Raw genomic sequence first — 25,148 nt, forward strand, 5'->3', positions numbered from 1 at the left:
ATAATTCGCAATCTTTTATCATTCCTATTGATGGAGGGCTACTAATATGATCGAAATTCATCCAGACCAGTCATTTATTGGATCATTGAGCGAGAACCTGGAGCATCCCGAAAAACTCACAACTTGGGATGGTTTTAAGCTTGCATATCAAGCAGCTCAATTTAAAACTGTACCTAAATTCGATGGCCTTCTGGCTCTTGAACACCTTCCTCATGTAGATTTTATGGAACACCAGATTGAAGCCGCAGAAACCGCGGTCCATCAGATGAATGGACGCGCCATCCTAGCCGATGAAGTGGGACTAGGAAAGACCTTGGAAGCAGGGTTGATATTAAAAGAATATATGATCAGGGGAAGAGCAAAAAAAGTCCTTATCTTGACCCCGGCCTCCCTTGTAAACCAATGGATCCAGGAGTTAAATGAAAAATTTTATATCCAGGCTGCCTCTCCAAGAAAGAAAAACGCCTCATGGAATGAATGGGATGTGACCGTTACTTCCATAGACATGGCTAAGCGAGATAACCATAGAGAAATCATTTTGGATATCGACTACGATCTTATTATTATTGATGAAGCGCATAAACTAAAGAACCATCAAACGAAGAATTATCAATTCGTACAATCTTTAAAGAAAACTTATTGCCTGTTATTAACAGCCACACCGATTCAAAACAAATTGAGTGATTTATTTAATTTAGTATCCATTCTTAAACCTGGTTACCTCGGAAACTTGACTGATTTCAAGAAAAAGTATAAAGAAAATGCTGATGATAAGGATAATATCCAACACATCCATTCCCTCGTCGGACATTTAATGATCCGGAACCGGAGAAAAGACACCGGCCTTGATTCTTCCAAGCGAAAAGTAGTTAATGAGAGACTCTCGTTTTCAGATGAGGAAATGGACATGTACAAAAAACTGGAACGTTTGAAAGCAAATCATCCATCCTTTACGTGGCTGACACTTGCTAAAGAATTATGTTCATCGAGAGAAGCTTGTTATATGTCCCTGAACCAGTTGAAGAAGAATGCCCCTGAGGAAAAAGCACCCATCTATGATGAATATATAGAAGCCATCGGACAGGTTCCTCATCATGTGAAGGCAAAACGGATGACGGAAATCATTGAGAAAACGGGCGAAAAATTTATTGTATTTACAGAATACCGGGCAACCCAATTTTATTTACAATGGTATCTTCAGCAGAACGGAATCACCTCCGTACCATTCAGCGGAAAATTCAATAAGAGTAAACGGGACTGGATGAAACAATTGTTTAAAAACAAAGCCCAAGTGATGGTGGCGACAGAAGCAGGAGGAGAAGGCATCAACCTTCAATTCTGCCATCACATGATCAACTACGATCTTCCATGGAACCCGATGCGCCTTGAACAAAGAATCGGACGCATTCACCGTTTCGGACAAGAGCACGATGTGAAGATTTTTAACTTTGCAATCAAAGATACGATTGAAGATCATATCATGAAGATGCTTTACGAGAAGATCGAAATGTTTAAAAATGCGGTCGGTGACCTCGATCATATCCTTGAGCAAATCCCAGGTGGATCATTCGAGCATCAAATCCAGTCCATTCTCAAACAATCGGAAAGTCAAGGAGAGATCGACATTAAGCTCGACAATTTGGTCAGTTATGTCGAACATACGGTGAATGAAAGGAGAGAATCGAGTTGAATGCTCCAAACCCATACAAAACATTCGTCAAGCAGTTCTTTATCTCCCATGGTTGTTCGATTATAAACGACGCTCCATCCCATTTCACTGTACAACTTACAAACGAGATGGATGAAGAAATCATGAACCGGCCTTTCTACTGGCATTACATGAAGAAAATGAATCGAGAAGGCACCCCTATGAAGCTGACCTTCAGCGATACGGATCAGAAACAGGCAGACGGCATTTACCTTCATGCAGGAACACCTAAACTTCACCGTTTATACAATACAGCAATTTCAAAAGCACGGACAGCTAGACTTTATGAAGTAGTCCATCAAACAACCGGACAAAACCGAGCCATGAGTCCCTGGCTGGTCGTAAACGGGCTTCTGCATTACCGGGGAAAACATACCAAGGACGAACCCGTTTCTATAGGGATCAACCTCATCCACGGGACCATGATGCTTGGAATGATGGACAAAATGATGGACATGAATTTTGAAACAACTGTTTCAGACTACACGTATCCTATGAGGCCTGTTATTTCTTTATCTCATGCTTATAAACGCATGGAACGCCACATAGAAACATATGTAGGTTCCCTGGATCACCAATGGGCGAAGGACTCTCTTCATCATCTTGAAAAAGAAACCCACTTGTTGGAATCTTTTTATGAGTCTGAAGACATCGGTTTGGATTCGTTCACGAAAGAAAGAGAACAACTCGACAATCGGTACAAGCCCTATATAGAAATGGAAGTCATTAATGGGGGATTATTTTACATTTCCCAGGAAACCAGCCAATCGTGGATGAAGAATGAAGACGCGAGCACTTAAACAGACTGACTTATGAAAAGACGAAAAAAGCCGCTGACACATTCAGCGGCTTTTCTTATACTTTCAATGATTGTTAATTCGTTTCCTTTTGAACATTTTCAAAGCGAAAGGAAGCAATCCGAACCAGTAAAAGGAAGATTTCTTGGAGGGCTTGGATTCTTTTCGTTGCTGTTTCTCATCCTTAGACATGTGCATATACTTGACAACTTCTTCTGTCAAAAACTTTACATAATCATTCTGATTCATGAGAACCCCTCTTTTTCCATTGTTGCCTTTAGTATGCTCAAAACCCTTCTATTTTAGACATTCGAACACTTCTTCACTGATTTCCTCAGGAGTTTTCCGATCCACGTTAATGACTACATCCGCCGCTTCTTCATACAAGCGCAGACGTTCATCAAACCGCTTTTTCTTCTCCGTGTAATCGCCTTTCCACAACGGCCTGTCAGTGTCACCAGTCAGCCTTTCCACAATCGTCTCCCATTCTGCTTTTAAATAAACTACGGTTCCCTCTTTCATCAGCATTCGATTTTCTTCCCGGAGGATGACTCCTCCCCCTGTAGACAGGACGACATCATGCTTCAAGTTCCTCAAGAATTCTGTTTCTTTGTCACGGAAATACTCTTCTCCTTTTAAAGCAAACATATCCCGGATCTTCATACCTTCATCTTCTTCTATGGCCTGGTCCATTTCTATGTAGGGATCATTCGTTTTTTCACTCACCATTTTTGCTATTGTAGACTTCCCACTTCCCATAAATCCTATTAAGAAAATCACTATACTTTCCCTCCTTGAAAAATCTATGCAGGAATTAGGCCCTTTATGTCGAATACTATAAAAGACCAAATATTAACGAAAGAGGTGGTAAATGATTGAAATCCATCGCTCACTATGCCCATGACCTTCTCGTTTCTGCTATCCAGCAAACCGCAACGGACATCCACTTTTCTCCCTATGAAGAAACAGCCTCCATTCATTTCCGCATTCACGGCAACCGAATTTTCCACTCGACCACTCCAATTCCCCTATACAAGAAGCTTCTTTCCTACTTCAAGTTCACTTCAGGCATGGATATAGGAGAACACAAACGGCCGCAGAATGGAACCCTTCAGCACCGCTCGAACCAGAGCACGTTTGACCTACGCCTATCCACCCTCCCCATAACCGGTACGGAAAGTTTGGCTATCCGAATTCTAAGACCGATGGATCACACCCCACTGGAACAGCTTTTCCTTTTTCCTTACCAATTAAGTAAAATCCGGCGTTGGCTGCATCACCGAAGTGGCATGATCCTCTTCACCGGGCCGACGGGAAGTGGAAAAACCACCACCCTTTATGCCCTGCTCCAATCCCTAAACTCCACCAGTTCTTTTCAGGCCATTACTCTCGAAGACCCCATTGAGAAGAGTTTAAACAACATCATTCAAGTACAAGTGAATGAGCGTGCAGGTGTGACTTATGACACCGGATTAAAGGCAGCCTTAAGACATGACCCGGATCTCTTAATGGTCGGAGAAATTCGGGATAAATCAACGGCACAATTCGCATTTCGTGCTGCACTAAGCGGCCACCTTGTCATCAGTACCATCCATGCCCGTGATGCCCATGGGACCATTCACCGTCTTAAGGAAATGAGTATCAAACAAACCGATATCGATCAAACCATGATCGCCATCGCCTCCCAACAGCTTGTTTCTCTCGAGGGAGCCAAGCATTTACCAAAGAGAGCAGCTATTCTCGAACTATTGGAAGGAACTCAATTAAAAAGAGCCATTGATGGGCAGACCAACCAACCGCAGAATTTTCAATCGTTCAGTCAGTTGAGGAGGAAAGCCTATGCGCTTGGCTTCGTTGCCAAAGATGAAATGGACTCATTTTCGTGAACCGCCTCTCCCTATCACTCAGCAAATTTTGTTTTTCAAAAGATGCAGTCATATTTTAAACAAGGGCTATCCGCTCCTCGATGCTCTTCAAATGACAGGGTGGGATCCAAAACTGAAATCCACATGTGACATATTGACACAGCACCTCAGCGCTGGGCACCCCATCCATGAAGCTTTTATTAAAGCCCGCTTTTCCCTTTCTGTTACCAACTTCCTCTACTTCAGTCAGGTACACCATAACTTGTCCAGAAGTTTTCAACAGTGTAGAGACATGTTGCAGTTAAAGAAAGATTACCAAGAGAAATTCTTAAAGATTATCCGCTACCCCGTTTTTTTATTTGTCTTCCTTATCATTGCCTTCACAATCTTACAAAGGACCGTGATTCCAAGTTTTTTACATCTGTTTGAAGGTGAGAAAGGCGGAACATTCCACCTGATGATCATCATTATGCACGCCATGAATGGGATAGGCATCCTCGTCCTTCTGACGGGACTCCTGCTTATAGGTATTATGATTATCTTACCGCGTATGACATTAAAAAAAAAGCTGTCCTTATATGAAAGAGTCTCTCTCCTAAAGTTTTACCACTCCTATTCCGTCTCCATTCTTTTCACCACCCACCTCCACTCTTTACTACAGACAGGCCTTCCACTTAAGGATGCAATTGAGATGATCTATAGCCACAAAAAATACGAATTGCTCTCTCATTACTGTAAGGAATTACTACATGAACTCTCCAACGGCAAAACTTTTGCTCAAGCTGTCTACAGCTGCCCTTTATTTAGACCGGAACTCACCAATATATTTCACCATACCAACGACATAGAGACGTTAAAGGATGAACTTGAACTTCTTAATGAATTCTTCATGGAATACCTCAACCAAAAAATAACCACATGGCTCCATGTCATTCAACCTGCTTTCTTCATCATCATCGCCACTGTCATCATTTTGATTTACGCATCCATCATGCTGCCTCTATACCAATGGATGAACCAAATTTAAACGAGGAGGAACCGTCGTGATAAAAAACGAAAAAGGGTTCACGTTAATTGAGATGCTTATCGTTTTGCTTGTCATCTCTGTACTACTGATCATCACAATTCCCAACTTGTCTAAGAACAGTGATTCTGTAAAATCAAAGGGGTGTGAAGCACTACAAAAAACTGTAGAGGCTCAAGCTCAGGCGTACTTTATTGAAACAGGGGGATTCCCGGCCTCTATGCAAATATTGGTCGATGAAGGTTATGTATCTCAGGACACATGTCCAGATGGTACGAAATTGATCATAAGTGCAGAAGGAAAAGTAAGTGAACAAGTCCAAGCAGAAGGAACATAACGGGTACACGTTTACAGAAATAGTTATCGTTTTATTATGCTGGTCCATTCTCCTTTCCTGTTTTATTCCACTGCAATACCGTACCTACCAGGAACTTGAAGCCAACATGACCCTTCAACAATTAAAGGAAGACCTTCTCCTTACCCAACACCTTTCCATGAATGAACATGTTTACTATTCATTAATTTTCGACCAAGACTCAGGAGGGTATATGCTATATGACGCTAAAGAAAGAAAACCAATTTTCACTAGGGAATTTCCTGATCATTGGGTGGTCCGATTGACTACCCTACACCCAACGGTCCGATTCAATCAAAAGGGAATGATCCAAAGAGCAGGAACGATGTACCTGTATGCTCCAAATAAAACATATAAAATCGTCCTCCCTTTCGGATCGAGCAGGTTACGTATTGAGGAAATCTGAGGGCTTCACGATGCTTGAGACCCTGAGTGCTTTTATCCTTCTGATGGTCATCACATTATTTACGCTTCCTTTGCTCACTGAATTAAGGGTTGCGCAGAAAGACCTTCAAATAGAAAGGCAAGCCACCAAATTGATCCAAAATGAATTCTTCGAACACAGGACAAGAAATGGTCCACTTCCTTATACATCCAAACATCAATTAAAACATGAAATCACTCTAGTCATCACACAAGAGGAAGAATGGATAAGAGGCTGTGCGTCGTGGAAAAACCAGAGAAAAGAAAACAAGGAGTTCTGTTTGCATGATAAACGGGAATAGGTCAAGTGCAGGTGAAAGAGCATTCACTTTAGCGGAAGTATTGATCACCCTCATGACAACTTTGATCCTATTTACGATCTCCGTCCCCTTATTTACCTTAATGAAAGGAAATGACTATTACTCCGAATTATCGATTGATCAGTTGAGCGCAGTCATCCAATGGGAAATCAACCAGGGCCGTTCCTATACCTTCTTAGATCATTCCCTTTCTATCATGGATAAACAAGATCGACATATCGTCATGGAGAAATATGGGGGAACATTCAGGCGAACCGTTGACGGATCGGGCCATGAAACACTTATTCAAAATATAGAATCCATATCTTTTGAATATAAATCTCCTTCCATTCTTATGGAGGTGGAAATTCATGACCAACTTTACACGAGAAAAATCCATCTTCCATAATGCCCGCGGGGTCATCTTCCCCTGGGTGCTTATCATTTGCTTTTTACTACTCATTGTCACATTTACAACCATCAATCAGTATAAGAACCACCTTCTTCTAGTCAGTAGTCATCAATCTTCTATTGTAAAACAACACATCCTAGACTTTTCACGAATGAAATTGGATACAGGATTAAAGACCGTTCCGGTCAATCAAATAAAATACTCTACTGCCTATTATACACCTGATGGTGAAAGCACAACGGAATGCACACGGGGAGAAACTCATTGGGTATGCCTATCGGATATAGTAGTAGGTGATCATCGTTCTCAGGTTAGAACTTTCCACACCCCTTAAAAGAATCGCCCCTCTCAAGAGGGACGATTCTTTATGAAATGTTTTGTTTATATTCCATCCGTTTATCAGTGATCCCACGAAGTCCATCCAAATCATAGCCGATGACTAACTTGTCTCCATTTGTGAGAATCGGACGTCTTAACAGCTTAGGCTTCTCGATCACCAACTCTAGAAATTCATTCAAGGTCAGGTCTTCTACATCAAGGTCGAGCGTTTTAAATTCCTTACTTCTTTTCGCTAATATTTCATCTATTCCGTGGGTGGTTAGTGATAGGATTCTTCTTAATTCATCAGCGGTAGGAGTCTCACGAAACAGGTGCTGTTCGTTAAAATCCACCCCTTGACTCTTTAACCATGATTTCGTACGCCGACAGGATGTACAACTTGGGTATGTGTAGAATTTTAACTTTTCCATGTTTAACGCTCCTCGCTTTTTTTGTATAGCTTTATTGTATATTGATTGTATAACCTTTGTACAATATTTTAAACTCCTTTTTATAATTAGACAAATAATTTTCACAACTTGAAAGGTTAAGGAATAAGGACATGCGGGAATACAAATACTGAGGAATGAAAGATGAATACGTTTTATTTACAATTGTATCCGGGTCGTTTATAATATGAATGATAGTTTAACGATAGAAAAGGAGGGGGAAAAAGCATGGATCGAATGTTTCGAGTACTGGCCTTTTGGACAGGTATCTTCGCTGTCATGTTCTATACAGGCGATATGATGGAAGCTTCCTTATTATCACTAGTTCAAACGGCTTTTTTCCTTACTATTGGTTACCTTAAGCTGTCAGAACGTATGTATGTGTACATATTCTTCTCATACTTGACAGTCTTCATGATTGGATTTACGTATTATTGTTCCTTTATCTTAGTACCAGGATTTGGCGGACACTAAAAAAGAACCTGTCACCCTTATGGAGGGTGACAGGTTCTTTTTTAACGTTTTTCATGACCCATTAATTAAGAAAAGGGTTCTCTTCCCGCTCTTCGCCTATTGTGGTCGGCTGACCATGTCCCGGAAAGATGCGCATATCATTACGTAAAGAGAAGAGCTGTTCCCTAATGCTTTTCTCAAGCTCTTCACGGCTGCCACCAGGAAGGTCGGTACGCCCGATACCTCTTTGAAACAAAGTGTCTCCAGCGATCGTGAGACGCTGGTTCCTGAAGACAAAGGAAACACTTCCCGGAGAATGTCCCGGAGTATGACGAACTTCAAATGGGAAGTCTCCAATTTGCATTTGACCTGTTTCAAAGTAGTGATCGGCTGGCCTGGCAGTAATTTCACCTAAACCGAATAATGCAGAGCCGTTCTTTTCCGGGTCCCCCAACCATTCTGCTTCTTTTTCATGTATGTACACTGGAGCGTCATAAGCATCTCTTACTGCGTCCACAGCTCCAATGTGATCGAAATGTGCATGGGTTAGCAGCACAGCAATGACCTCAAGTTTTCTTTCTTTTAAGTAGTTCTGTAACTTTTCAAAATCCCCACCCGGATCGATGACCAGCGCTTTGTGGTCTTCATGAATGACATAAGCATTCGTCGCTATCGGACCGAGCGGTAACCTGGTTATTTTCTTCATTCTTTACACCTCATTTAATTATTTCCTTATCAAATTACCGGCTTAATCGTACAATAGGTAAAAAAGATGTAGATAACTCGACATTTTTTTGTTTATACTATAGAATAGATAAGTACCAATAATAACTACATATAGTATAACATCTATCCTTTATGGATGATAATAATGAAAAGAGACTTAGGGGGTGCTGAATTTGGTAACAGCTATTCTTCTTTTACTCGTAACAATCCTATGTGTTTGGGCAATTTTCCGTGAACTTAAAACAAAAAACTTCTTTGCTGTTCTTTTTGCAGGTGCATCAGCATTGATTTTCGGATGGTTCTCAGTCATGACCATCTGGTACAACTTATTCGGTTAAACAGTGAAAGCAAGCAGACCTATCAGGTCTGCTTGCTTTTTTACGGGGCTCCTATTATGAACGAGAACTTCTAATCTCTTCGTCCGTTTGCAACAACTGCTTGTTTTTGTTGAAAAAGTACCTGTACATACATAATGTGATGAACATAGCACTTAATGAAACGGAAGAAAAAATACTGAGAGAGATGACTAACTGATACTTGATAGCCATAACTGGGGAGACACCGCCAAGTATCAAACCAGTCATCATTCCCGGAAGTTGAACAAGGCCGATGGTTTTCAGCCTGTCCACGTTAGGTATCAAAGAAGCATGCAATGTATTTTGAACAATCAGGTGAGAGGCCTGTTTCGGTTCTGCCCCTAAGGATAAGGAAGCGAGCAACCGGCCGTTGTTCTCTTTGAACTCAGTCTTCATCCGTTCAAGAGCCAGCCCCATAGCAGTCATACTGTTACCAATGACCATGCCGCTCATGGGGATGACCTCAGAAGGTCTGAACTGAATCATGTCAAACAAGAGCCACAAACTTAGCACCCCAACTTCTATAGCTAAAAGTCCTCCAAAAAGTATAAACCCAACATAAGGCAAGTCCTTCCCCTTTTGCCTGGCATGAAAAGTCGCAATGATAATCATGACTGTCAACATAAAAGGAATCCCGTAACGGGCGGGTAGATCAAAAAGGAATGTTAATATGTATCCGATGGCAAACAATTGGACCGTTCCTCTTACCGTGGACCAGATAACATTTTTGCTTACACCAAGCTGATAATAATAAGACAAAGCTAAAGGAACAATGACGAATATAATTAAAAAGAATAACGACTGATTCGAAATTTCTGGTTCCAAACCTTCTTCCTCCCTACTGCTCTAAAAACTTCGCAAGTTCTTCTGTTTTCGGCTGATCAAACATATCTGGTATCTTTCCGTCTTCTACAATTTTCCCATCACTAATAAACAACCCACGGTTCCCGAGTCTCCGTGCTTGATTCAAATTATGAGTAACCATGAGCATAGTCAGCTGATGTTCTTCCATCAAGCACTCCAGTACCTCTTCAATTTCTTCTGCCGTACGATAATCCAGAGCGCTGGTCGGCTCATCGAGTAATAAAACTTCTGGTGAATTGGCCAATGTCCTCGCTAAGGATACCCGTTGTCTCTCTCCTCCCGAGAGCTGATCCACGTCTCTTTCTAAATAGTCGGAAGGAAGTTGAACGTAATCCAATAATTTTTTCCCTTGGTGGTCTTCCCATTCACCAAACAATGATGGGCCGTATTTAATGTTATCCAACACGGTTCCCGGAAATAAATTAGGTGCCTGGAGGACGAGACCCACTTGTTTTCTCAAAGCAGTGATTGAATGTTCCTCAATCGGTTTCCCGTTAAAATAAATGTCCCCCTTCTCCGGGTCATTCAGTCGATTCAATAAGAATAATAAGGTACTCTTCCCCGCCCCTGAAGGGCCGAAAAGAATGACTTTATCCTGCTTTTCAATTGTAAAATTAATATCTTGTAGAACCCCTTGGTATACATGCTCAAAACGAAACATACTTTTCCCACTCTCCATAAAACGTTGTTTGTAAATATCATTACCCTTATATGTATGAATTTATGTGAATAGCGAAGTAAAAGCTGGTAAGGGGTTTTAACATTGTTCCTTTTTCAAAGCTTACCAGTTTTTTAAAATTTCTAAGTAGGAAGATGATTTGATTTTCTGATGCCGCTTGCTAAACCATTCATTTATCGGGAAATTTCTCATTCTCCCACCAAAAAAGCCGCTAAGATGGTCTCCTAGCGGCCTTTCCTTATTTTCCTGATTGGTTAAAATCGTAAAACCTGAACAAGTCACCATAAATGATATTATCCGAGTAATTCATTTCTTTACTCACTTCTTCTTTGATGGGCTGGCAGGCTTCTGCATTCTCTTCAGGAAGTGGTTCTCCTGTAGAGCGATCATAACATGTTTCATTTGAATACAAATAATCTTCAGTAATGAAGCTGCCGTCTCTTAGAGCCACGAAGCCTTTATTCTTTTTAGCAAACATATTATCACCGAAGGTTAAATCTCCATTCTCTTCAATGCCAAGGAGATGGAGCAATGTCGGTTTGACATCGATTTGACCGACAACTTTGTCCTGTACTCCGCCATTTTCGTATCCTGGTATGTGGATCATAAATGGAACTCTCTGCAATTGTGTTTGTACGTAAGGATCCACTTCTTTCCCTAAGAATTGTCCCATAGCTTTATTGTGAAAATCACTAATTCCATAATGGTCACCCATTAGAACGATAATGGAATCTTCATATATACCGGCATCTTTCAACTGCTGAAAGAACTGCTCCAATGCTTCATCCGTATACCGAGCCGTTTGGAAATAAGAATTCAATGTTTTTGAATTAGAGTCGTATTTATCGATATTTGCTTTTTCTTCAGGAAGTTCAAACGGGAAATGGTGAGTCAAAGTTATGAATTTACTGTAGAACGGTTTTTCCTGTGATTGCAAATATTTAACGGATTGCTCAAAAAATGCTTTGTCTTCCAGACCCCAACCAAAAGAGTTTTCAGGTGTGACTTCGTATGATTTCTCATCATAGAACTGGTCGTACCCTATATTGTCGTACATGACGTCCCTATTCCAAAAGCTTGCGTTGTTGGCATGAAAAACGGATGTTTCGTAACCTTCTTCATTTAATATTTCAGGCAAAGCATTGTATTCGTTCCCTGCATGTGTGAAATACACAGAACCTCTGCCCAACGGATAAAGGGAATTCTCAACAATGAACTCCGAATCCGATGTTTTTCCTTGTGCTGTTTGATGGTAGAAGTTTTCGAAAGTAATGGTATCTTTGCTTTGTTTCAAATCATTAAGGAATGGTGTCGTTTCTGTCCCATTGATCTCTGAATCGAACAGAAAGTTCTGGAAAGATTCGACACTTACAAAAATGACGTTTTTATCCTCTGCAATTCCATATAACTCCGAATCTTTATTTGTATGATCAGGAGAGTTTTCTTTTAAATAGGTTTCTATTTCACTGATTTCACTGCCGTCTGCAAATACGCGCTGAGCTTTAGTTTTTGTCTGCATCGTTGCATCATACAGATGGTAGTTGTAGATCCCAATATTCTTCACCAGATATTCGCGGTCAAAGGCCCGTACAAAAAGCATTGGGCGTTCAATCTCTGCAAGCACAACATTTCCGGCCAGAAGCAAAAATGTAACTGCTGTAGCCGCGATTTTCCCCCGTTTTGGCAGCTTTACGGTAAGGTCAAACTTGTTGCGGCTCAAATACCATACAAGCGCTACATCGGCAAAGATGAAAATGTCTTCAATATGAAGCAATGTCAAAAAACTTCCTGTAAGGTCTGCGGCATTGTTTCCTTGAAAGAGCACGGGGATGGTAATAAAGTCTGTAAAGTTCCTATAAAAAATCAAGTTTAAGAATAAGACCAATGAACCGATCAATGTCGTCCAGCGTAAATATTTCATTTGATTTTTAGGTTTCATCCATACACTAATAGCAAAAATCAAATAGGCACTGGCAATCGGATTAAATAAAAGTATGAATTCTTGCATTGGGTTCTCTATCGATAAGTCGAACATGAATCTATAAACGACATACGTCTTCAGACCAAATAACAATGTCGCAATGATAAATAATGGCATGTTCTTCATTCTCCATTGCATCATGGTTCCTCCTCTAGTACGATACTGGTCCATTTTAACAAAAATTAACCAGGTTCCTAATCTTCTTTAACAATTTCCACTTATAATCCATATTAAACTCTTTCTTCATATATGACGTAAATGGTCCCATAAAAGTTTCATGAAATTTATATTTTCCATCATTTTCAAAATGACAGGGTGGAGCTTTTCTTATCATAAGACAAAAACATGATAAAAAGAAGTCCTAGCGATTAAATTATTTTTACAAATTTTATACGTGCGTCCACAAAAAAATTGGAGCCTCGAGGCTCCAATTCTTTATTTATTCTTTTTAACTAAGAACGCTCCACCAATCACACCTGCATCATTCCCTAATTCAGCTATGCCAAAGCTCGATGCTTCAGCTGTTCTCGGTAAAGCATATTTCCGGTAAGCTTTTTCCAGGGGATCAAGCAGCAAATCTCCTGCTTTGGATACTCCGCCACCGACCACGATTTTTTCTGGGTTGATGGCAATGGCCATGTTTGCTATCGCCATTCCGAGTACATCTGTAATCTCTGAAATCACAGCACTTGCTGCCTCATCGCCAGCCTTTGATGCTTCGAATACATCTTTGGATGTCAACGTTCCCTCATTTATATACTTATTAAGTTTAGATTCAGGATGTTGATCCGCAGCTTCTTTTGCTTTTCTAACAATACCTGTCGCTGAAGAAACAGTCTCAAGACACCCGGTCTTTCCACAGTTACAAGGAGCCCCTCCATTAGGTACTACAGTGACATGTCCGAGTTCGGCTGCTGTCCCATTAGCTCCATTAAGGATTTGGCCGTTTGCAATAATGCCACCACCTACACCAGTACCAAGGGTAACCGCAATCAGTTCCGTACACCCTGCTCCGGCACCCAGCCAATTTTCGCCTAAAGCAGCCAAATTAGCATCGTTATCTACCCATACATCCATTCCTGTCAAGTCTGTAAGAAGGTTTCCGAAGTCAAAATCTTTCCAACCGATATTCACGGCTTCATGAATATAACCTGTCGTGGTATCAACGAACCCTGGAGCTCCTGCGCCAATACCTACCACCATACTTGGATCAATGTTCTCTTCTTTAAGAGTGTTTGAAATAGACGTTGCGATATCAGAAGGAATGGCTTCTCCCTGATTGTCTGTATTGGTCGGAATTTCCCATTTTTTCGTAATTGTACCGTTTTCCTTAATAATAGCCAATTTTACTGTTGTTCCACCGATGTCTGCGCCGACATAATATTGACTCATCGCTTTTCCTCCCCTGTTTGACGATCCTTTTGTTTCGCCATTTCACTTCTTAAAAGCAGGATGGCCATTTGATAGTCTTCTGAAGGCATACATTGGGCTTGGTACAACTCCCTTACTTCCTCCTCCATCATCTCTAGATCGGCCAGCCTGTCACCTATGTAAATAATCGTGCCGAATTTTTTCAAGTATTGCTGAATGTCATAAATCGTTTTCATTCTTCATCACCACCATTTATTATACCAATACCTTGACGACTTGAAAACGTAAAAACCCTGATCACTTAACGATCAGGGTCATCTGGGTGCAAAAAGGCCGGTCTCCGGTTTTTTAAAGGAATCGGAGAACGAAGCAGCACATCTCTTAAAGGCTTCCATGAGAAAGGTAGAAATGGCCATAGGTACGGCGTTTTGAAAGACTTCATGCTGGAAATGTAGAGGAGCCACAGTGTTATTCCCAACACATATCCTTTTAATCCGAATAAGCCGGTAACCAGAAGCAGCACAAGTCTTGTTATTCGATCAGCAAGTCCAAATTCGTAACTAGGAGTAGCGAACGTACCAATTGCAGCAAGGGCTAAATATAAAACGACTTCGCTTGAAAACAGGCCAACCTCCACTGCTACTTGACCAATTAATATTGCAGCTACTAAACCAAGAGCGGTGCCCAGCGTAGAGGGGGTATGGATGGCTGCCATACGCAGCATGTCAATGCCTATTTCCGCAATTAAAAACTGGACGATGAGCGGCAGTGTTCCCGTGTCCGTAGGTCCAATAAATGCCAGAGCTTCAGGAAGCAAATCCGGCCGTTTAGAAAAAAGAAAATACAGAGGCAAAATGAAAATGGACGCAAAGAAAGCAAAAAAGCGAACGGCACGCAAATAAGCACCTACCAACGGCTTTTGCCTATATTCCTCTGCATGTTGTAGATGATGCCAAAAGGTGGATGGAGTAATCATCACACTTGGGGATCCATCAATAATTACAAGAATATGCCCCTCATAAAGGTGGGCAGCTGCTGTATCAGGACGTTCCGTGTACCGGATAACTGGATAAGGGTTCCAATAACGACCGCTGATATATTCATCAATGGTCTTTTCTGCCATAGGGAGCGCATCCGTATCAATATCCTGCAATACTTTCTTCAATTCTTCGACACGATCGGAATCCGCAATATCCTTGACATAACAAATACACACATCCGTCAATGACCGGCGTCCGACTTGTAAATATTCCATTCTCAACGAACGGTCTCTGATCCTTCTTCTCGTTAAAGCCGTATTAAAGATAATGGTCTCTACAAATCCATCCCTCGATCCCCTCACTACCCTTTCAAGATCAGGCTCCTGAAGCCCACGAACAGGATAGGTACGAGCATCAATCATAATAATTTCATCGACGCCTTCGACGACCAGTGCTGTAGGACCTGCCAACACCCAATCCGCAGCTGCATTCAAATCTTTTTTCTTCTCTAACTCCACATAAGGAAGATGGGTTTTTAATAACTTTTCAAGAGGATCCGGGTCTAGTTGATCAGGGTCTAATCTTGAGAGGAGCTTCATTAAATAGTGAAGAATATCATCTTTTACAAAGCCGTCTACAAGGAATAAAGACATACCTCTACCAGCGTAGACAAGATCGAGATGAACCATATCAAAGCTTTCTTCCACTCCTAGCCGATCTTTGAGATACGATACATTTTTTTCATAACTATCAAATAAGCGTTGTTCTTCCAAAACGCATCCTCCTCTTAACCTTCTTCGCATAGTTTCTTCCAAATCCAATTATTCATACACAAGGAAGAGGCAGGATAATACGCATGTCCTTCGAAAACGGAACATATCCTGAACTATAGATCACCTATGCAGAGAGGATGTATGAGGAGATGATGGTTTGAGAAAAGTGTGGGTACATTGGGTACTTGGTCCATTGGCCTTAGCCATATTCATCGCAATTTATACTCAATACTTCAATGAAGAAGAGGTCATCAAATATTTCCCTTTGGACGAAGGAAGTGATTTTCAATCGTACGGAACTTCCTTGAATTTTGCTGCCGAAGAAGACGAGGACGAGTATGAAATCCTATGGAACATGTTTTCTGAAAGTGATAAAGCCATGTACTTGAGACAGGACGTCTCCCTTTTATATGTAAATGGACGACTAAAAGGTGTAGTAAGCAAGTGGGAGGAAAATACATCAGAAATTAATAAGGAAACGTCTCTTCACGGGGAAGATAGTCAGAAATATCAGGCCATTTCTTTTCATCATGGGGAAATACATGAAGATAGTGGACCGATTAAAAGCATACAGGCAAGCTCGAAGGACGAGCTTTACGTCATTGATTCCCCTCATTCTAAGCGGACCGCATTCAAAGAACCAGCAAATCAGGAGGAGGAAGAATGGAAAAAGAGACTGAACCATTCCATCCAGCAACAACTGGAAGTGCAATGGGAGGAACTGCTAACGTATTATGGCATCAACAAAGAAGATTACACGCTCGTCCCTTTGACTGATCTAGCGGACTATAAAGACAAGCCGCTGCCTGGAACGAATGAGGATGACTCAGAGCGAATAAAAGGACAACTATGGGAAGGTTTGTATAAAAACTATGTGCTGGGCATAAGTGATACAAAATCTTCCCACCCGATTCAAAGTTATATTCCTCTTATTCTCTTTGATAAAAAAGGTAAACATTTAATTGTCCTGTATGAGGATGATACCGGCAAAAAACATCGCCTTATTCAGTCTTATTAACGGAGGTTTTCATATAGCTCTTTAAAATCCTTTTGATCAGGGTTAATGTCAGCGGCTCGTTCCGCATGGTCAGCCGCTTTCTCTTCTTCTCCTAGTTGTTGGTATAGGAGGGCTAAATTATAATGGGCTTCTGCCATATTAGGTGAAAGTTCTATAACTCGGAGCAATTCTTGCCTGGCTGCAGCGGTCTCGCCTTTTTGTAAATACGCAAACGACCTGTTGAAACGCAGAGCAGCTTCATATTGACCCGGATTATCCAAGGCTTCACTCGTGATTTCAATCACTTCGTCATAGGCCCCCGATTGATTTAGCTCCTGTGTTTCCTGTACCTCACTAAATCCTTTCGCATCATTGAATAGCCCCACATAGCCTGTGTACGCCATGCTTGAAATAAGTAATAAAAAGACAACAAAAGCAGCCAGCTGTTTGGACCTGTTCATCCGTTTAGGCATGCGTACGGCTGCAGTTGCAATAAAACCGCCTACCATTCCCCCGATATGTGCTCCATTATCAATTTGTGGAACGAGCAGTCCGAATGAAATATTGAGGATGACGATAAAAATGAGGTTCCAACCCATGGTTCGGAAAAACAACTGTTTATGCTGGACACCAAAAAACAAGAGCGCCCCAAACAACCCGAAAATGGCCCCTGATGCTCCAGCAGCCACATGAGGATTCAGCATAAAACTCGCCACACCACCAAATAAACCCGAAAGTAAATAAATCCATGTGAAACGCCACGTTCCATACAATTTTTCAACGGCTGTGCCTAAGTAATAGAGGGCAAACATATTCATAAACAGATGGAGAATTCCTATATGCAGAAACATGGATGTAGCAATTCGCCACCATTCCCCTTCCATTATTGCTGGATTAAATTTCGCACCGTACTGGATGAGGGTTTCCACAGATGTACTGTCACCCACCCATTCAATATAAAGAAAAATCAATACATTGACAGCTAGTAAAAAGTAGGTCATTCGAGGTTTGCCATAATCGAAGATCGACATGATTTGTTTTCTCTGATCTTGCTGTTTCTTAACAAGCTGATGCTTCAAATATGGAAGCATAGCCTCCATTTCTGCTTCACTAACCTGTTGATCAATGAGAGGCTCATCTAATTCAAAGGTATCATAAAGTTTTTTCTTTTCTATTGTTTTGTTTTCGTCATCCATATAGTAAAGCAGAATTGGATTTTTTTGTGAAGAGATGTCGTTTTCAACACTTTCCCACTCTTCCACAGGAGGGTATTCCGAAATATACACAACGTGGAATTGGACTTTGCCGCCACGGAATAATTTTTTATTTTGAGACAACTGCCGATAGGATTTTTCCAGATCCCTCCGCAGCTCATTCTTCCAATTGACTTGTTTATGAGTTAAACGGACGACATGGGTTTGCCAATCCTGTTCTTTCTCAAGCCAAACTTCTCCTCGCTCTGCACTTATATTAAGCACTTGAAAATCTTGTGATACAACCAAGTCATAGGTAAGTTTCCATAAATAATACTCTTGTTCAATAAACACGTTGCAACCCCCTCAATAACACCTACATCATATCATGCCCCTTTGTTAAGGAGCTAATTGAAAGCATCAAAAAAAGCTGCCAGGAATTACACCCTGACAGCTCATTATATTCATAGCCCACGGAACATTTGAGAAAGAAATTTCTGCCGAATCCAAGGAATGTTCATGGACAACCGGACAAGGAGCTTACGAAGGAAAGGGACCTTCGTTACGAAGTCCAACGCTTTATAACGGTATTTATAAACCGTTGCTATAACCGAACCGATAATCATGACCCACCTGAAAAATTGACGCATCTCATCCACCTCTTCTATGATTAGGTGAACTTATTTTTCGCCTGAGTCGTCATCCTTATACACGTTGTTATGAATGACAGGTTCCATCGCCTCTTTTAATAAGGAAGCACTTGCATGAAATTTGTCCCTTTCGTCCTGATCGAGGTTCAATTCAATAATTTCTTGAATTCCTTTGCGATTTACAATGGCAGGCACACCTATATATAGGTCATCCATGCCATACTGTCCCTGTAAATAACCGGACACAGTCAAAACGGCGTTCTCATTGTGAAGAATTGCTTTCGTTAAACGAACAAGACCCATTGCGATCCCATAATGGGTAGCTCCTTTACGTTCGATAATGTGATAGGCTGCATCCCTGACCTGTTCAAAAATACCTTCAAGGTCTTTTACATCATACAAATGAGGGTGGTCTTTAATACGATCAAACACAGAGCGCCCCGCTACATTAGCGTGACTCCAAACCGGTAGCTCAGAATCTCCGTGTTCACCCATAATGTACGCATGGACATTACGGGTATCGATGTTAAAATACTCACTTAGTTTGAAACGTAGTCGAGCTGTATCCAGGATAGTCCCTGACCCGATCACACGTTCAGTGGGAAGACCGGAAAACTTCCACGTCATGTAAGTCAATATATCTACAGGATTTGTGGCTACAAGGAAAATCCCATCAAAACCACTTTTCATAACAGAATCAACAATGGACTTAAAGATGGCTGTATTCTTCTCAAGCAAGTCCAGCCTTGTTTCTCCTGGTTTCTGGTTCGCTCCTGCTGTAATGACGACAAGATCAGCGCTCTCACAATCGGCATAATCCCCAAACCATATCTTCTTATTTGCAGGCGCAAAGGCAAGACCATGATTTAAGTCCATGGCATCGCCTTCTGATTTCTCCTTATTCAAATCAATCATGACCAATTCATCTGCAACTCCCTGGTTCAATAAAGCAAACGCATAGCTCGAACCTACTGCACCTGTACCGATCAATGCCACTCGATTTACATGTTCCAACCCAATCCCTCCTCAATAGAATCTAACCTCATTATAACCCAAAAGATTGCTCAACACTTCACAATGATTGAATGTTTTGTGACAACCTTCCAATTAAAGATTGTATGTAGAACGGACGCCTTTTTCTGTAAGGACATATTCGACTCTCTGGTCATACTCCTCCAAAGGAAGTGGGGAATATTTTTGTCGCTCGGAAGCAATCATCAAGGTTTTCCCTCGAAAGCCTTCAATGAATCGATCAAAGTACCCTCCGCCATATCCTATTCTGTAACCTTTTTCATCAAACAATAACCCTGGTACAAGTAGCAAATCAATATCGTTTTTGCTCACAACCGCTGATTGTTCAGGCTTAGGTTCTCTTAAACCGAAATAGACTCTCTCCAACTGATCATACTTCTCCAAATGGTAAAACTTCATCTCTCTAGTCTCTGGAATACATTTGGGTACGACCATCTTCTTCCCGCACCGCCAGCCTTCTTCAATAATCGGTTCTGTAGACCATTCATGCGTTTGCGATAACGTGACCCCCACGACATCGGCTAACTTCCATATTTCACTATTGAACAAACGTTCATGTATTTTTCCCTCTATATGAGATTTCTCCTTCACACTTATATCCTGGAGGATCTTTTTTCCTTTGAACCGTAATTCGTTCTTCTCCATTTTCCGCCCCTCCTCTTCAAATCTTTGTTCACCCATTTATAGACCAGGACACGGCAGAGCTTTAGATATAAAAAAAACAGTAGGAAATAATCCTACTGCTTACTTTGTTTCACGGTGAAGCGTGTGCTTCCCTACGCGTGGGCTGTATTTCATAAGCTCTAGACGCTCTGGGTTTTTACGCTTGTTTTTTGTGCTAATATAATTGCGGTCACCAGTTTCGGTGCATGCAAGTGTAATGTTTACGCGCATTATTATTCCTCCTAATCATAAAAGCTATTCACTGTCTCATTCACATTATCAGACTAATTCATAATACCAAAAACGAGTAAACCTTTCAAGTAGTTATTGCTCTAAAAACGGTGAAATATCCCATAGTCACGCATCTATTTCTATGATATAAATAAATGTGGACAACCAAAGGAGTGATACAGAGTGATTTATGTGATTGGTACATTGGCTGGAGTTGGCATTGGCCTTTTTGTTCTTTCATACTTCATGAATGATCGAATGAAGGAACTCGAAAACCAAGTCGAACAGATCAACATGACAATGATGCAAAGCAACTACCAGCTCAAAAAGAAAATGAAGGTCCTGGAAGAAGAGCTTCTGGCCGAAGATTTAACTCAGGAAATCATGAAGCAATCCCCGCGGAAAGTGGAACCCCCTCAAAGCCGGCAAAGCCTTCCCTTAATCGATACTGTTTTATCCATGTATCAAAAAGGCTATAAAACCCATTACATAGCAAAACAGACGAACTTGAGCGAACATGATATCCATTCGATGATCCAACAGCAGAAAAGCGGTGGTGTTCAAACATGAAACAATGGATACAATCCTATGCCCTAGGATTACTTACAGCTACGCTTGTGTTTGCTATATCCTATTGGAATATAGATGCTACACCCAAAACAGCCGCAGAAGAAGAATATAAAACGGATGAGCTGATTGACCAGCTCGAAAGTGAAGGGTATCGAACGGTAACGATGGATGAGTGGAAGACTTTGCAGGAAAAGAATAAGAATGAGGCGACGCCTCCTCCCCCTATTAAGGAGCCTGTAACCACTTTTTCTATTGACATTGCCTCCGGTACAACTACAGATGAAATCAGTAAAAAATTAATACAGGCTAATATCATTGAGGATGCTGCCAAGTTTGAAACTTTCATGAAAGAAAATGATTACAGCCGCTATATACAGATTGGTCAGGCTACACTAAATTCAGGAATGTCCCTACAAGAAATCGCCGAAGCCATAACATCTAAGTAAAAAAACCGCGCTCGTGCGGTTTTTTTTTCTCCTTATCCTTAATATTCATAATTAAACGGCAAACAAAAAAGACATGAATCGAAAAATCGATTCATGTCTTCCCTTCTTTTACTTATTTAAATCATAAGTTCTTCCCTTCACCAGATAGAAGATACTCTCACCGATGTTTGTAATATGATCAGCGAACCTCTCAATATACCTGGCTACATAAGCCATCTGCATAATGTGCTGGATTTGTTCTGGGTTAATCGCCGTCAATTCCAGCATTTCTTTTACAATCGAACCATATTTTTTATCTACAACGTCATCCATTTCAGCAAGTTTTTTTGCTAGCGATATATCTTCATACTCAAAAGATTTAATTGCCAAATCCACCATATCCATGGCTAGGACTGCCATTTCACGCAATTCAGGATCAATTTCAATCCCATGCTCTTCACCTAAATGAATCGTCGCCTTTGCAATATTGGTCGAGTGATCGGCCATACGCTCCAAATCGCTGGAAATTTTAATCGCAATAATGATCCTTCTCAGATCCCTTGCTACCGGCTGTTGCTTCGCCAGCATTAGAATAGCATCATCGTTTATCTTTTCTTCCTTACGATCGATAACTGCATCATCTTCGAGAATTTTTTTTGCAGCCTCAACGTCTCTTTGATACAGGACATAAATCGCTTGGTCAAGTGAATCTTTCGCATCATGAGCTAACTCTTTAATTTGTTTCTTTAAGTCTTCGAGTTCTTCCTCGAAATGAACACGGATTGACATAGAGATCCCCCCTGTAAATATTAGCCGAAGCGTCCAGTAATATAGTCCTCTGTTCGCTTATCGTGAGGGTTCTGGAACAAGTCATCTGTGTCAGCGAACTCAATTAATTCTCCATTTAAGAAGAAAGCAGTTTTATCTGAAATACGCGCGGCCTGCTGCATGTTGTGTGTAACAATAATAATGCTGTATTTTTCTTTTAACTCTTGAACAAGCTCTTCTACTTTCGCTGTAGAGATCGGGTCTAATGCTGAAGTCGGTTCGTCCATTAAGATCACATCCGGTTCAACCGCTAGAGCACGAGCGATACAAACACGCTGTTGCTGTCCTCCAGAAAGGCCGTATGCATTCTCGTGAAGACGATCTTTCAATTCATCCCAGATGGCAGCACCCTTTAAACTTTTCTCAACGATTTGATCTAATATTTCTTTCTTTTTAATACCATGGATTCTTGGTCCATAAGCAACGTTATCATAAACACTTTTAGGAAATGGGTTAGGTTTTTGGAAAACCATTCCTACCTTCGTACGAAGGTATTCCTCTTTATATTTACTGCTGAAGATTTCCTGGTCACGATACTTAATTGATCCAGAAGTTTTAACGATTGGTACCATTTCAACCATACGGTTTAATGTTTTTAAGAAAGTAGACTTCCCACAACCAGAAGGTCCGATAATTGCCGTTACCTGTTTTTCTGGTACATCCATGCTTACTTCATACAACGCTTGATCTGAACCATACCATAAGTTCAAATCATTGACTTCGATAATACTATTGGCGTTCTCTTTTTTTATTCCCTCTTTTTTAACCTCAGGCTTCTTTGTCCCTTGATTTACATTTTTATTTGTTTTCTCTTCCATTACTTTATTCATGTTGAAACCCTCCTCATCCTAATTAAAGACGACGTTGATATTTGTTTCTGATCAAAACAGCAATTGAATTCATGAGTAGTAAAACAGCTAATAGAACAATAATTCCTGCTCCTGCAACGTACTGCCATTCTTCTTGTGGTCTACCCGTCCAGTTATAGATCTGGATCGGCATAACCGTGTATTTAGCTAGTAATGAATCTGGTAACGTGTAGATCGCAGTGGCTGCACCTACGATGATTAGTGGAGCAGTCTCACCAATGGCACGAGACAAAGCGATGATTGCACCAGTAAGAATACCTGGAATAGCAGCTGGCAAAATCACACGTGCGATCGTTTGCCACTTAGAAGCTCCCATACCATAGGATGCTTCCTTGATTTCGGCTGGAACAGATCGAACAGCTTCTTGAGCCGCTACTACAATAACTGGAAGAATCAACAAAGCCATTGTCAATCCCCCTGCAATAAGTGTATACCCGAAATTAAACATATAAACGAAGAATGTCAAACCAAGTAGACCGAATACAATGGAAGGTACACCTGCTAAGTTTTGAATATTCACTCTGATAAAGTCGGTAAACTTATTTTTTGCTGCATATTCTTCCAAATAGATTGCCGTTGCAACACCTATGATAACGGAGAAAATCGCAACAATAATCATTAAGAATACTGAACCGATTAACCCAGCGTAAATACCGGCTTTTTCTGGATATGGTGCTGGAAAGTTCATAATATAATCAAGACTTAAATAACCAATTCCTTGAGTCAATACACGATAAAAAAGTAAGACTAGAAAGACTAACCCCACTGCAGTAGCCATACCAAACAAAACCATTAGGATTTTGTTGAAGGCTACTCTCCCTTCCATACGTTTCTTGATATTTTGTTCATTTTGACCAAGCATCAATATTCCTCCCTGAACTTACGAGAAATGTACTGAGCAATAAGATTCATGACAAGCGTAAAAACAAACAATGTCATTCCTACTGCATACAAACTGTAGTAAATGGTAGATCCGAAAGTGGTATCCCCTGTGGCTGCCTGTACTATGAAAGCAGTCATGGTTTGGATAGATTCTGTCGGATTGAACGTCAGATTAGGTGTTGCTCCTGCTGCAATCGTTACAATCATTGTTTCTCCGATCGCTCTTGAAATTGCAAGAACGATGGATGCAATGATTCCAGATAGGGCGGCAGGTAGTACAACCTTAAATACAACTTCTAATTTTGTAGCACCTAATCCGTAAGCTCCTTCCCTTAAAGCGTTAGGAACAGAGTTCATTGCATCTTCAGAAAGAGATGCAACCATTGGAATAATCATAATTCCGACTACAAAACCACCACTCAGGGCGTTGAAAATTCCTAAATCAGGAATGAAAGCTTGAAACATTGGTGTAATGAACGTCAAAGCGAAATAACCATAAACGACCGTCGGGATTCCTGCTAATACTTCAAGAACAGGTTTGATGACGCGTCTTACTTTATCATTTGCATATTCACTCAAAAATATGGCAGACATAAGTCCCAAAGGTACAGCTACAAGTGTGGCGATCAAAGTGATGAGTAACGTACCACCAATCAATGGAGCAACTCCATATTCACCGGACCATGGTGACCAACTTGTTCCAGTATAAAAATCAATTAAGGACACATTGGAAAAGAAGCCAATAGACTCTCTCAACAAAGTAAACAATATCCCTACAGTTGTTAAGACACTAACTGCAGCACAAAGAAGCAAGAAAAAAGGAATGATTTTCTCTATTCTTTCCCCGAAACTCTTCTTGTTCTTATTCCTTTCAATCATTTGTTGGACGTCAATCATTTTTCCCTCTGATTGTAACCCCTTGTCCATGTTAAAAACTCCTCTCATCCATAAGGCAAGGTGAGACTCCAAATTAAG

Annotated in this window: 33 protein-coding genes; 14 read left to right on the forward strand and 19 right to left on the reverse strand. The window is 40.9% G+C overall.

The genetic code is table 11. The features are described from left to right. The first annotated feature begins 46 nt into the window (after positions 1-46). Both K2225_RS13430 and K2225_RS13435 read left to right on the forward strand, forming a co-directional pair. Positions 47-1,690, forward strand: a complete 1,644-nt coding sequence (locus tag K2225_RS13430; protein ID WP_220585225.1) for an SNF2-related protein — start codon at positions 47-49, stop codon at positions 1,688-1,690. Further along, positions 1,687-2,508 carry a YqhG family protein gene (locus K2225_RS13435; RefSeq protein ID WP_220585226.1) on the forward strand — a complete coding sequence of 274 codons (822 nt, stop codon included), beginning with the start codon at positions 1,687-1,689 and terminating at the stop codon, positions 2,506-2,508. Before K2225_RS13430 ends, K2225_RS13435 begins: the two co-directional genes overlap by 4 nt. 63 nt (positions 2,509-2,571) lie before the next feature. Here the strand turns inward: K2225_RS13435 and K2225_RS13440 are convergent, their stop codons facing one another. Continuing rightward, positions 2,572-2,754, reverse strand: coding sequence for a YqzE family protein (locus K2225_RS13440; RefSeq protein ID WP_089651741.1), 183 nt, complete (start codon positions 2,752-2,754; stop codon positions 2,572-2,574). A 48-nt stretch (positions 2,755-2,802) separates the two neighbouring features. After that, the gene (locus tag K2225_RS13445; protein ID WP_220585227.1) at positions 2,803-3,285 is read right to left on the reverse strand and encodes a shikimate kinase; all 483 of its coding nucleotides are present in this window, start codon (positions 3,283-3,285) and stop codon (positions 2,803-2,805) included. Between the two features lie 95 nt (positions 3,286-3,380). On the opposite strand from K2225_RS13445, the gene comGA reads away from it, so the two are divergent. Genes comGA through K2225_RS13480 form a run of 7 tightly spaced genes read left to right on the forward strand, consistent with a single transcriptional unit; the run spans position 3,381 to position 7,217 of the window. Next, positions 3,381-4,391: a competence type IV pilus ATPase ComGA gene (comGA, locus tag K2225_RS13450; RefSeq protein ID WP_220585228.1), complete on the forward strand. Its 1,011-nt coding sequence runs from the start codon at positions 3,381-3,383 to the stop codon at positions 4,389-4,391. Then, positions 4,345-5,397 (forward strand): type II secretion system F family protein, encoded by a 1,053-nt coding sequence (locus tag K2225_RS13455; protein ID WP_255574533.1) that lies wholly within the window; start codon positions 4,345-4,347, stop codon positions 5,395-5,397. The genes comGA and K2225_RS13455 overlap by 47 nt, the downstream gene beginning before the upstream one ends. A gap of 19 nt (positions 5,398-5,416) precedes the next feature. Further along, positions 5,417-5,731 (forward strand): competence type IV pilus major pilin ComGC, encoded by a 315-nt coding sequence (gene comGC, locus K2225_RS13460; protein ID WP_220585561.1) that lies wholly within the window; start codon positions 5,417-5,419, stop codon positions 5,729-5,731. Beyond that, on the forward strand, positions 5,703-6,155 hold the full coding sequence (gene comGD, locus K2225_RS13465; RefSeq protein ID WP_220585229.1) for a competence type IV pilus minor pilin ComGD: 453 nt from the start codon (positions 5,703-5,705) through the stop codon (positions 6,153-6,155). Before comGC ends, comGD begins: the two co-directional genes overlap by 29 nt. Then, complete coding sequence (locus tag K2225_RS13470) at positions 6,142-6,474, forward strand: type II secretion system protein (protein ID WP_220585230.1); 333 nt, start codon at positions 6,142-6,144, stop codon at positions 6,472-6,474. The genes comGD and K2225_RS13470 overlap by 14 nt, the downstream gene beginning before the upstream one ends. Further along, positions 6,458-6,880, forward strand: a complete 423-nt coding sequence (locus K2225_RS13475; RefSeq protein ID WP_220585231.1) for a ComGF family competence protein — start codon at positions 6,458-6,460, stop codon at positions 6,878-6,880. The genes K2225_RS13470 and K2225_RS13475 overlap by 17 nt, the downstream gene beginning before the upstream one ends. Further along, on the forward strand, positions 6,843-7,217 hold the full coding sequence (locus K2225_RS13480; protein WP_220585232.1) for a hypothetical protein: 375 nt from the start codon (positions 6,843-6,845) through the stop codon (positions 7,215-7,217). The genes K2225_RS13475 and K2225_RS13480 overlap by 38 nt, the downstream gene beginning before the upstream one ends. A 31-nt stretch (positions 7,218-7,248) precedes the next feature. On the opposite strand, the gene K2225_RS13485 is transcribed toward K2225_RS13480, so the two are convergent. After that, positions 7,249-7,632, reverse strand: a complete 384-nt coding sequence (locus K2225_RS13485; protein ID WP_146812857.1) for a Spx/MgsR family RNA polymerase-binding regulatory protein — start codon at positions 7,630-7,632, stop codon at positions 7,249-7,251. Between the two features lie 246 nt (positions 7,633-7,878). Between K2225_RS13485 and K2225_RS13490 the strand changes: the two genes are divergently transcribed. Further along, positions 7,879-8,124, forward strand: coding sequence for a DUF2626 domain-containing protein (locus K2225_RS13490; RefSeq protein WP_146812856.1), 246 nt, complete (start codon positions 7,879-7,881; stop codon positions 8,122-8,124). Between the two features lie 61 nt (positions 8,125-8,185). On the opposite strand, the gene K2225_RS13495 is transcribed toward K2225_RS13490, so the two are convergent. Then, entirely contained in the window at positions 8,186-8,809 is a 624-nt protein-coding gene (locus K2225_RS13495) for an MBL fold metallo-hydrolase (RefSeq protein WP_220585233.1), read from the reverse strand. 184 nt (positions 8,810-8,993) lie between these two features. On the opposite strand from K2225_RS13495, the gene K2225_RS13500 reads away from it, so the two are divergent. After that, positions 8,994-9,167, forward strand: coding sequence for a DUF2759 domain-containing protein (locus tag K2225_RS13500; protein WP_307725367.1), 174 nt, complete (start codon positions 8,994-8,996; stop codon positions 9,165-9,167). A 54-nt stretch (positions 9,168-9,221) separates the two neighbouring features. Here the strand turns inward: K2225_RS13500 and K2225_RS13505 are convergent, their stop codons facing one another. The 6 genes from K2225_RS13505 to K2225_RS13530 form a co-directional block, all read right to left on the reverse strand. After that, positions 9,222-10,010: an ABC transporter permease gene (locus K2225_RS13505; RefSeq protein ID WP_146812854.1), complete on the reverse strand. Its 789-nt coding sequence runs from the start codon at positions 10,008-10,010 to the stop codon at positions 9,222-9,224. Positions 10,011-10,023: 13 nt separating this feature from the next. Continuing rightward, positions 10,024-10,710, reverse strand: coding sequence for an ABC transporter ATP-binding protein (locus K2225_RS13510; protein ID WP_220585234.1), 687 nt, complete (start codon positions 10,708-10,710; stop codon positions 10,024-10,026). Between the two features lie 256 nt (positions 10,711-10,966). Beyond that, positions 10,967-12,847 (reverse strand): LTA synthase family protein, encoded by a 1,881-nt coding sequence (locus K2225_RS13515; RefSeq protein ID WP_220585235.1) that lies wholly within the window; start codon positions 12,845-12,847, stop codon positions 10,967-10,969. Between the two features lie 297 nt (positions 12,848-13,144). Beyond that, positions 13,145-14,101, reverse strand: coding sequence for an ROK family glucokinase (locus K2225_RS13520; protein WP_220585236.1), 957 nt, complete (start codon positions 14,099-14,101; stop codon positions 13,145-13,147). Further along, complete coding sequence (locus K2225_RS13525) at positions 14,098-14,316, reverse strand: YqgQ family protein (RefSeq protein WP_220585237.1); 219 nt, start codon at positions 14,314-14,316, stop codon at positions 14,098-14,100. The genes K2225_RS13520 and K2225_RS13525 overlap by 4 nt, the downstream gene beginning before the upstream one ends. 65 nt (positions 14,317-14,381) lie before the next feature. Continuing rightward, a complete protein-coding gene (locus K2225_RS13530) occupies positions 14,382-15,863 on the reverse strand; it encodes a spore germination protein (protein ID WP_220585238.1) in 1,482 nt (493 codons plus the stop codon). Positions 15,864-15,999: 136 nt separating this feature from the next. Between K2225_RS13530 and K2225_RS13535 the strand changes: the two genes are divergently transcribed. Beyond that, positions 16,000-16,851, forward strand: a complete 852-nt coding sequence (locus tag K2225_RS13535; RefSeq protein WP_370632765.1) for a hypothetical protein — start codon at positions 16,000-16,002, stop codon at positions 16,849-16,851. Here the strand turns inward: K2225_RS13535 and K2225_RS13540 are convergent. The 5 genes from K2225_RS13540 to rpmG all read right to left on the reverse strand — a co-directional run bounded on the left by K2225_RS13540 (position 16,848) and on the right by rpmG (position 20,599). After that, positions 16,848-18,377: a rhomboid family intramembrane serine protease gene (locus tag K2225_RS13540; protein ID WP_220585240.1), complete on the reverse strand. Its 1,530-nt coding sequence runs from the start codon at positions 18,375-18,377 to the stop codon at positions 16,848-16,850. The genes K2225_RS13535 and K2225_RS13540 overlap by 4 nt on opposite strands. Positions 18,378-18,487: 110 nt before the next feature. Next, positions 18,488-18,673, reverse strand: a complete 186-nt coding sequence (locus K2225_RS13545) for a hypothetical protein (protein ID WP_146812846.1) — start codon at positions 18,671-18,673, stop codon at positions 18,488-18,490. Positions 18,674-18,703: 30 nt separating this feature from the next. Beyond that, entirely contained in the window at positions 18,704-19,687 is a 984-nt protein-coding gene (locus K2225_RS13550; protein WP_220585241.1) for an L-lactate dehydrogenase, read from the reverse strand. Between the two features lie 93 nt (positions 19,688-19,780). Beyond that, complete coding sequence (locus K2225_RS13555) at positions 19,781-20,350, reverse strand: 5-formyltetrahydrofolate cyclo-ligase (protein ID WP_220585242.1); 570 nt, start codon at positions 20,348-20,350, stop codon at positions 19,781-19,783. Positions 20,351-20,449: 99 nt separating this feature from the next. Beyond that, entirely contained in the window at positions 20,450-20,599 is a 150-nt protein-coding gene (gene rpmG, locus K2225_RS13560) for a 50S ribosomal protein L33 (protein ID WP_035509116.1), read from the reverse strand. A 183-nt stretch (positions 20,600-20,782) separates the two neighbouring features. Here rpmG and K2225_RS20090 point away from each other — a divergent pair, with 183 nt between their 5' ends. Together K2225_RS20090 and K2225_RS13570 are read left to right on the forward strand one after the other, a co-directional pair. Next, positions 20,783-21,169 carry a hypothetical protein gene (locus tag K2225_RS20090; RefSeq protein WP_255574537.1) on the forward strand — a complete coding sequence of 129 codons (387 nt, stop codon included), beginning with the start codon at positions 20,783-20,785 and terminating at the stop codon, positions 21,167-21,169. Further along, positions 21,166-21,615, forward strand: coding sequence for a hypothetical protein (locus K2225_RS13570; protein ID WP_220585243.1), 450 nt, complete (start codon positions 21,166-21,168; stop codon positions 21,613-21,615). Before K2225_RS20090 ends, K2225_RS13570 begins: the two co-directional genes overlap by 4 nt. A 108-nt stretch (positions 21,616-21,723) precedes the next feature. Here K2225_RS13570 and phoU read toward each other — a convergent pair whose 3' ends face one another. The 4 genes from phoU to pstC are packed head-to-tail and all read right to left on the reverse strand — an operon-like array spanning position 21,724 to position 25,100. Then, positions 21,724-22,383, reverse strand: coding sequence for a phosphate signaling complex protein PhoU (gene phoU / locus K2225_RS13575; protein WP_220585244.1), 660 nt, complete (start codon positions 22,381-22,383; stop codon positions 21,724-21,726). Positions 22,384-22,403: 20 nt separating this feature from the next. After that, positions 22,404-23,252: a phosphate ABC transporter ATP-binding protein PstB gene (pstB, locus tag K2225_RS13580; protein ID WP_220585245.1), complete on the reverse strand. Its 849-nt coding sequence runs from the start codon at positions 23,250-23,252 to the stop codon at positions 22,404-22,406. A 22-nt stretch (positions 23,253-23,274) separates the two neighbouring features. After that, on the reverse strand, positions 23,275-24,153 hold the full coding sequence (gene pstA / locus K2225_RS13585; RefSeq protein ID WP_220585246.1) for a phosphate ABC transporter permease PstA: 879 nt from the start codon (positions 24,151-24,153) through the stop codon (positions 23,275-23,277). After that, positions 24,153-25,100, reverse strand: a complete 948-nt coding sequence (gene pstC, locus K2225_RS13590; protein WP_220585247.1) for a phosphate ABC transporter permease subunit PstC — start codon at positions 25,098-25,100, stop codon at positions 24,153-24,155. The genes pstA and pstC overlap by 1 nt, the downstream gene beginning before the upstream one ends. Positions 25,101-25,148 lie beyond the last annotated feature (48 nt).

The sequence above is a fragment of the Halobacillus sp. Nhm2S1 genome, from assembly GCF_019599545.1.
Classification (GTDB): Bacteria; Bacillota; Bacilli; order Bacillales; family Halobacillaceae; genus Halobacillus.

Excerpts from the sequence above, each read along its gene's own strand:
- K2225_RS13455 (WP_255574533.1), top strand. The coding sequence starts at position 4,345 with ATGCGCTTGGCTTCGTTGCCAAAGATGAAATGGACTCATTTTCGTGAA.
- K2225_RS13555 (WP_220585242.1), bottom strand. The coding sequence starts at position 20,350 with ATGGAGAAGAACGAATTACGGTTCAAAGGAAAAAAGATCCTCCAGGAT.
- K2225_RS13430 (WP_220585225.1), top strand. The coding sequence starts at position 47 with ATGATCGAAATTCATCCAGACCAGTCATTTATTGGATCATTGAGCGAG.
- K2225_RS13570 (WP_220585243.1), top strand. The coding sequence starts at position 21,166 with ATGAAACAATGGATACAATCCTATGCCCTAGGATTACTTACAGCTACG.
- K2225_RS13440 (WP_089651741.1), bottom strand. The coding sequence starts at position 2,754 with ATGAATCAGAATGATTATGTAAAGTTTTTGACAGAAGAAGTTGTCAAG.
- K2225_RS13515 (WP_220585235.1), bottom strand. The coding sequence starts at position 12,847 with ATGCAATGGAGAATGAAGAACATGCCATTATTTATCATTGCGACATTG.
- K2225_RS13495 (WP_220585233.1), bottom strand. The coding sequence starts at position 8,809 with ATGAAGAAAATAACCAGGTTACCGCTCGGTCCGATAGCGACGAATGCT.
- pstC (WP_220585247.1), bottom strand. The coding sequence starts at position 25,100 with ATGGACAAGGGGTTACAATCAGAGGGAAAAATGATTGACGTCCAACAA.
- pstA (WP_220585246.1), bottom strand. The coding sequence starts at position 24,153 with ATGCTTGGTCAAAATGAACAAAATATCAAGAAACGTATGGAAGGGAGA.
- phoU (WP_220585244.1), bottom strand. The coding sequence starts at position 22,383 with ATGTCAATCCGTGTTCATTTCGAGGAAGAACTCGAAGACTTAAAGAAA.
- K2225_RS13480 (WP_220585232.1), top strand. The coding sequence starts at position 6,843 with ATGACCAACTTTACACGAGAAAAATCCATCTTCCATAATGCCCGCGGG.
- K2225_RS13525 (WP_220585237.1), bottom strand. The coding sequence starts at position 14,316 with ATGAAAACGATTTATGACATTCAGCAATACTTGAAAAAATTCGGCACG.
- pstB (WP_220585245.1), bottom strand. The coding sequence starts at position 23,252 with ATGAATAAAGTAATGGAAGAGAAAACAAATAAAAATGTAAATCAAGGG.
- K2225_RS13485 (WP_146812857.1), bottom strand. The coding sequence starts at position 7,632 with ATGGAAAAGTTAAAATTCTACACATACCCAAGTTGTACATCCTGTCGG.
- K2225_RS13530 (WP_220585238.1), bottom strand. The coding sequence starts at position 15,863 with ATGCGAAGAAGGTTAAGAGGAGGATGCGTTTTGGAAGAACAACGCTTA.
- K2225_RS13510 (WP_220585234.1), bottom strand. The coding sequence starts at position 10,710 with ATGTTTCGTTTTGAGCATGTATACCAAGGGGTTCTACAAGATATTAAT.
- rpmG (WP_035509116.1), bottom strand. The coding sequence starts at position 20,599 with ATGCGCGTAAACATTACACTTGCATGCACCGAAACTGGTGACCGCAAT.
- K2225_RS13490 (WP_146812856.1), top strand. The coding sequence starts at position 7,879 with ATGGATCGAATGTTTCGAGTACTGGCCTTTTGGACAGGTATCTTCGCT.
- K2225_RS13475 (WP_220585231.1), top strand. The coding sequence starts at position 6,458 with ATGATAAACGGGAATAGGTCAAGTGCAGGTGAAAGAGCATTCACTTTA.
- K2225_RS13520 (WP_220585236.1), bottom strand. The coding sequence starts at position 14,101 with ATGAGTCAATATTATGTCGGCGCAGACATCGGTGGAACAACAGTAAAA.
- K2225_RS13545 (WP_146812846.1), bottom strand. The coding sequence starts at position 18,673 with ATGCGTCAATTTTTCAGGTGGGTCATGATTATCGGTTCGGTTATAGCA.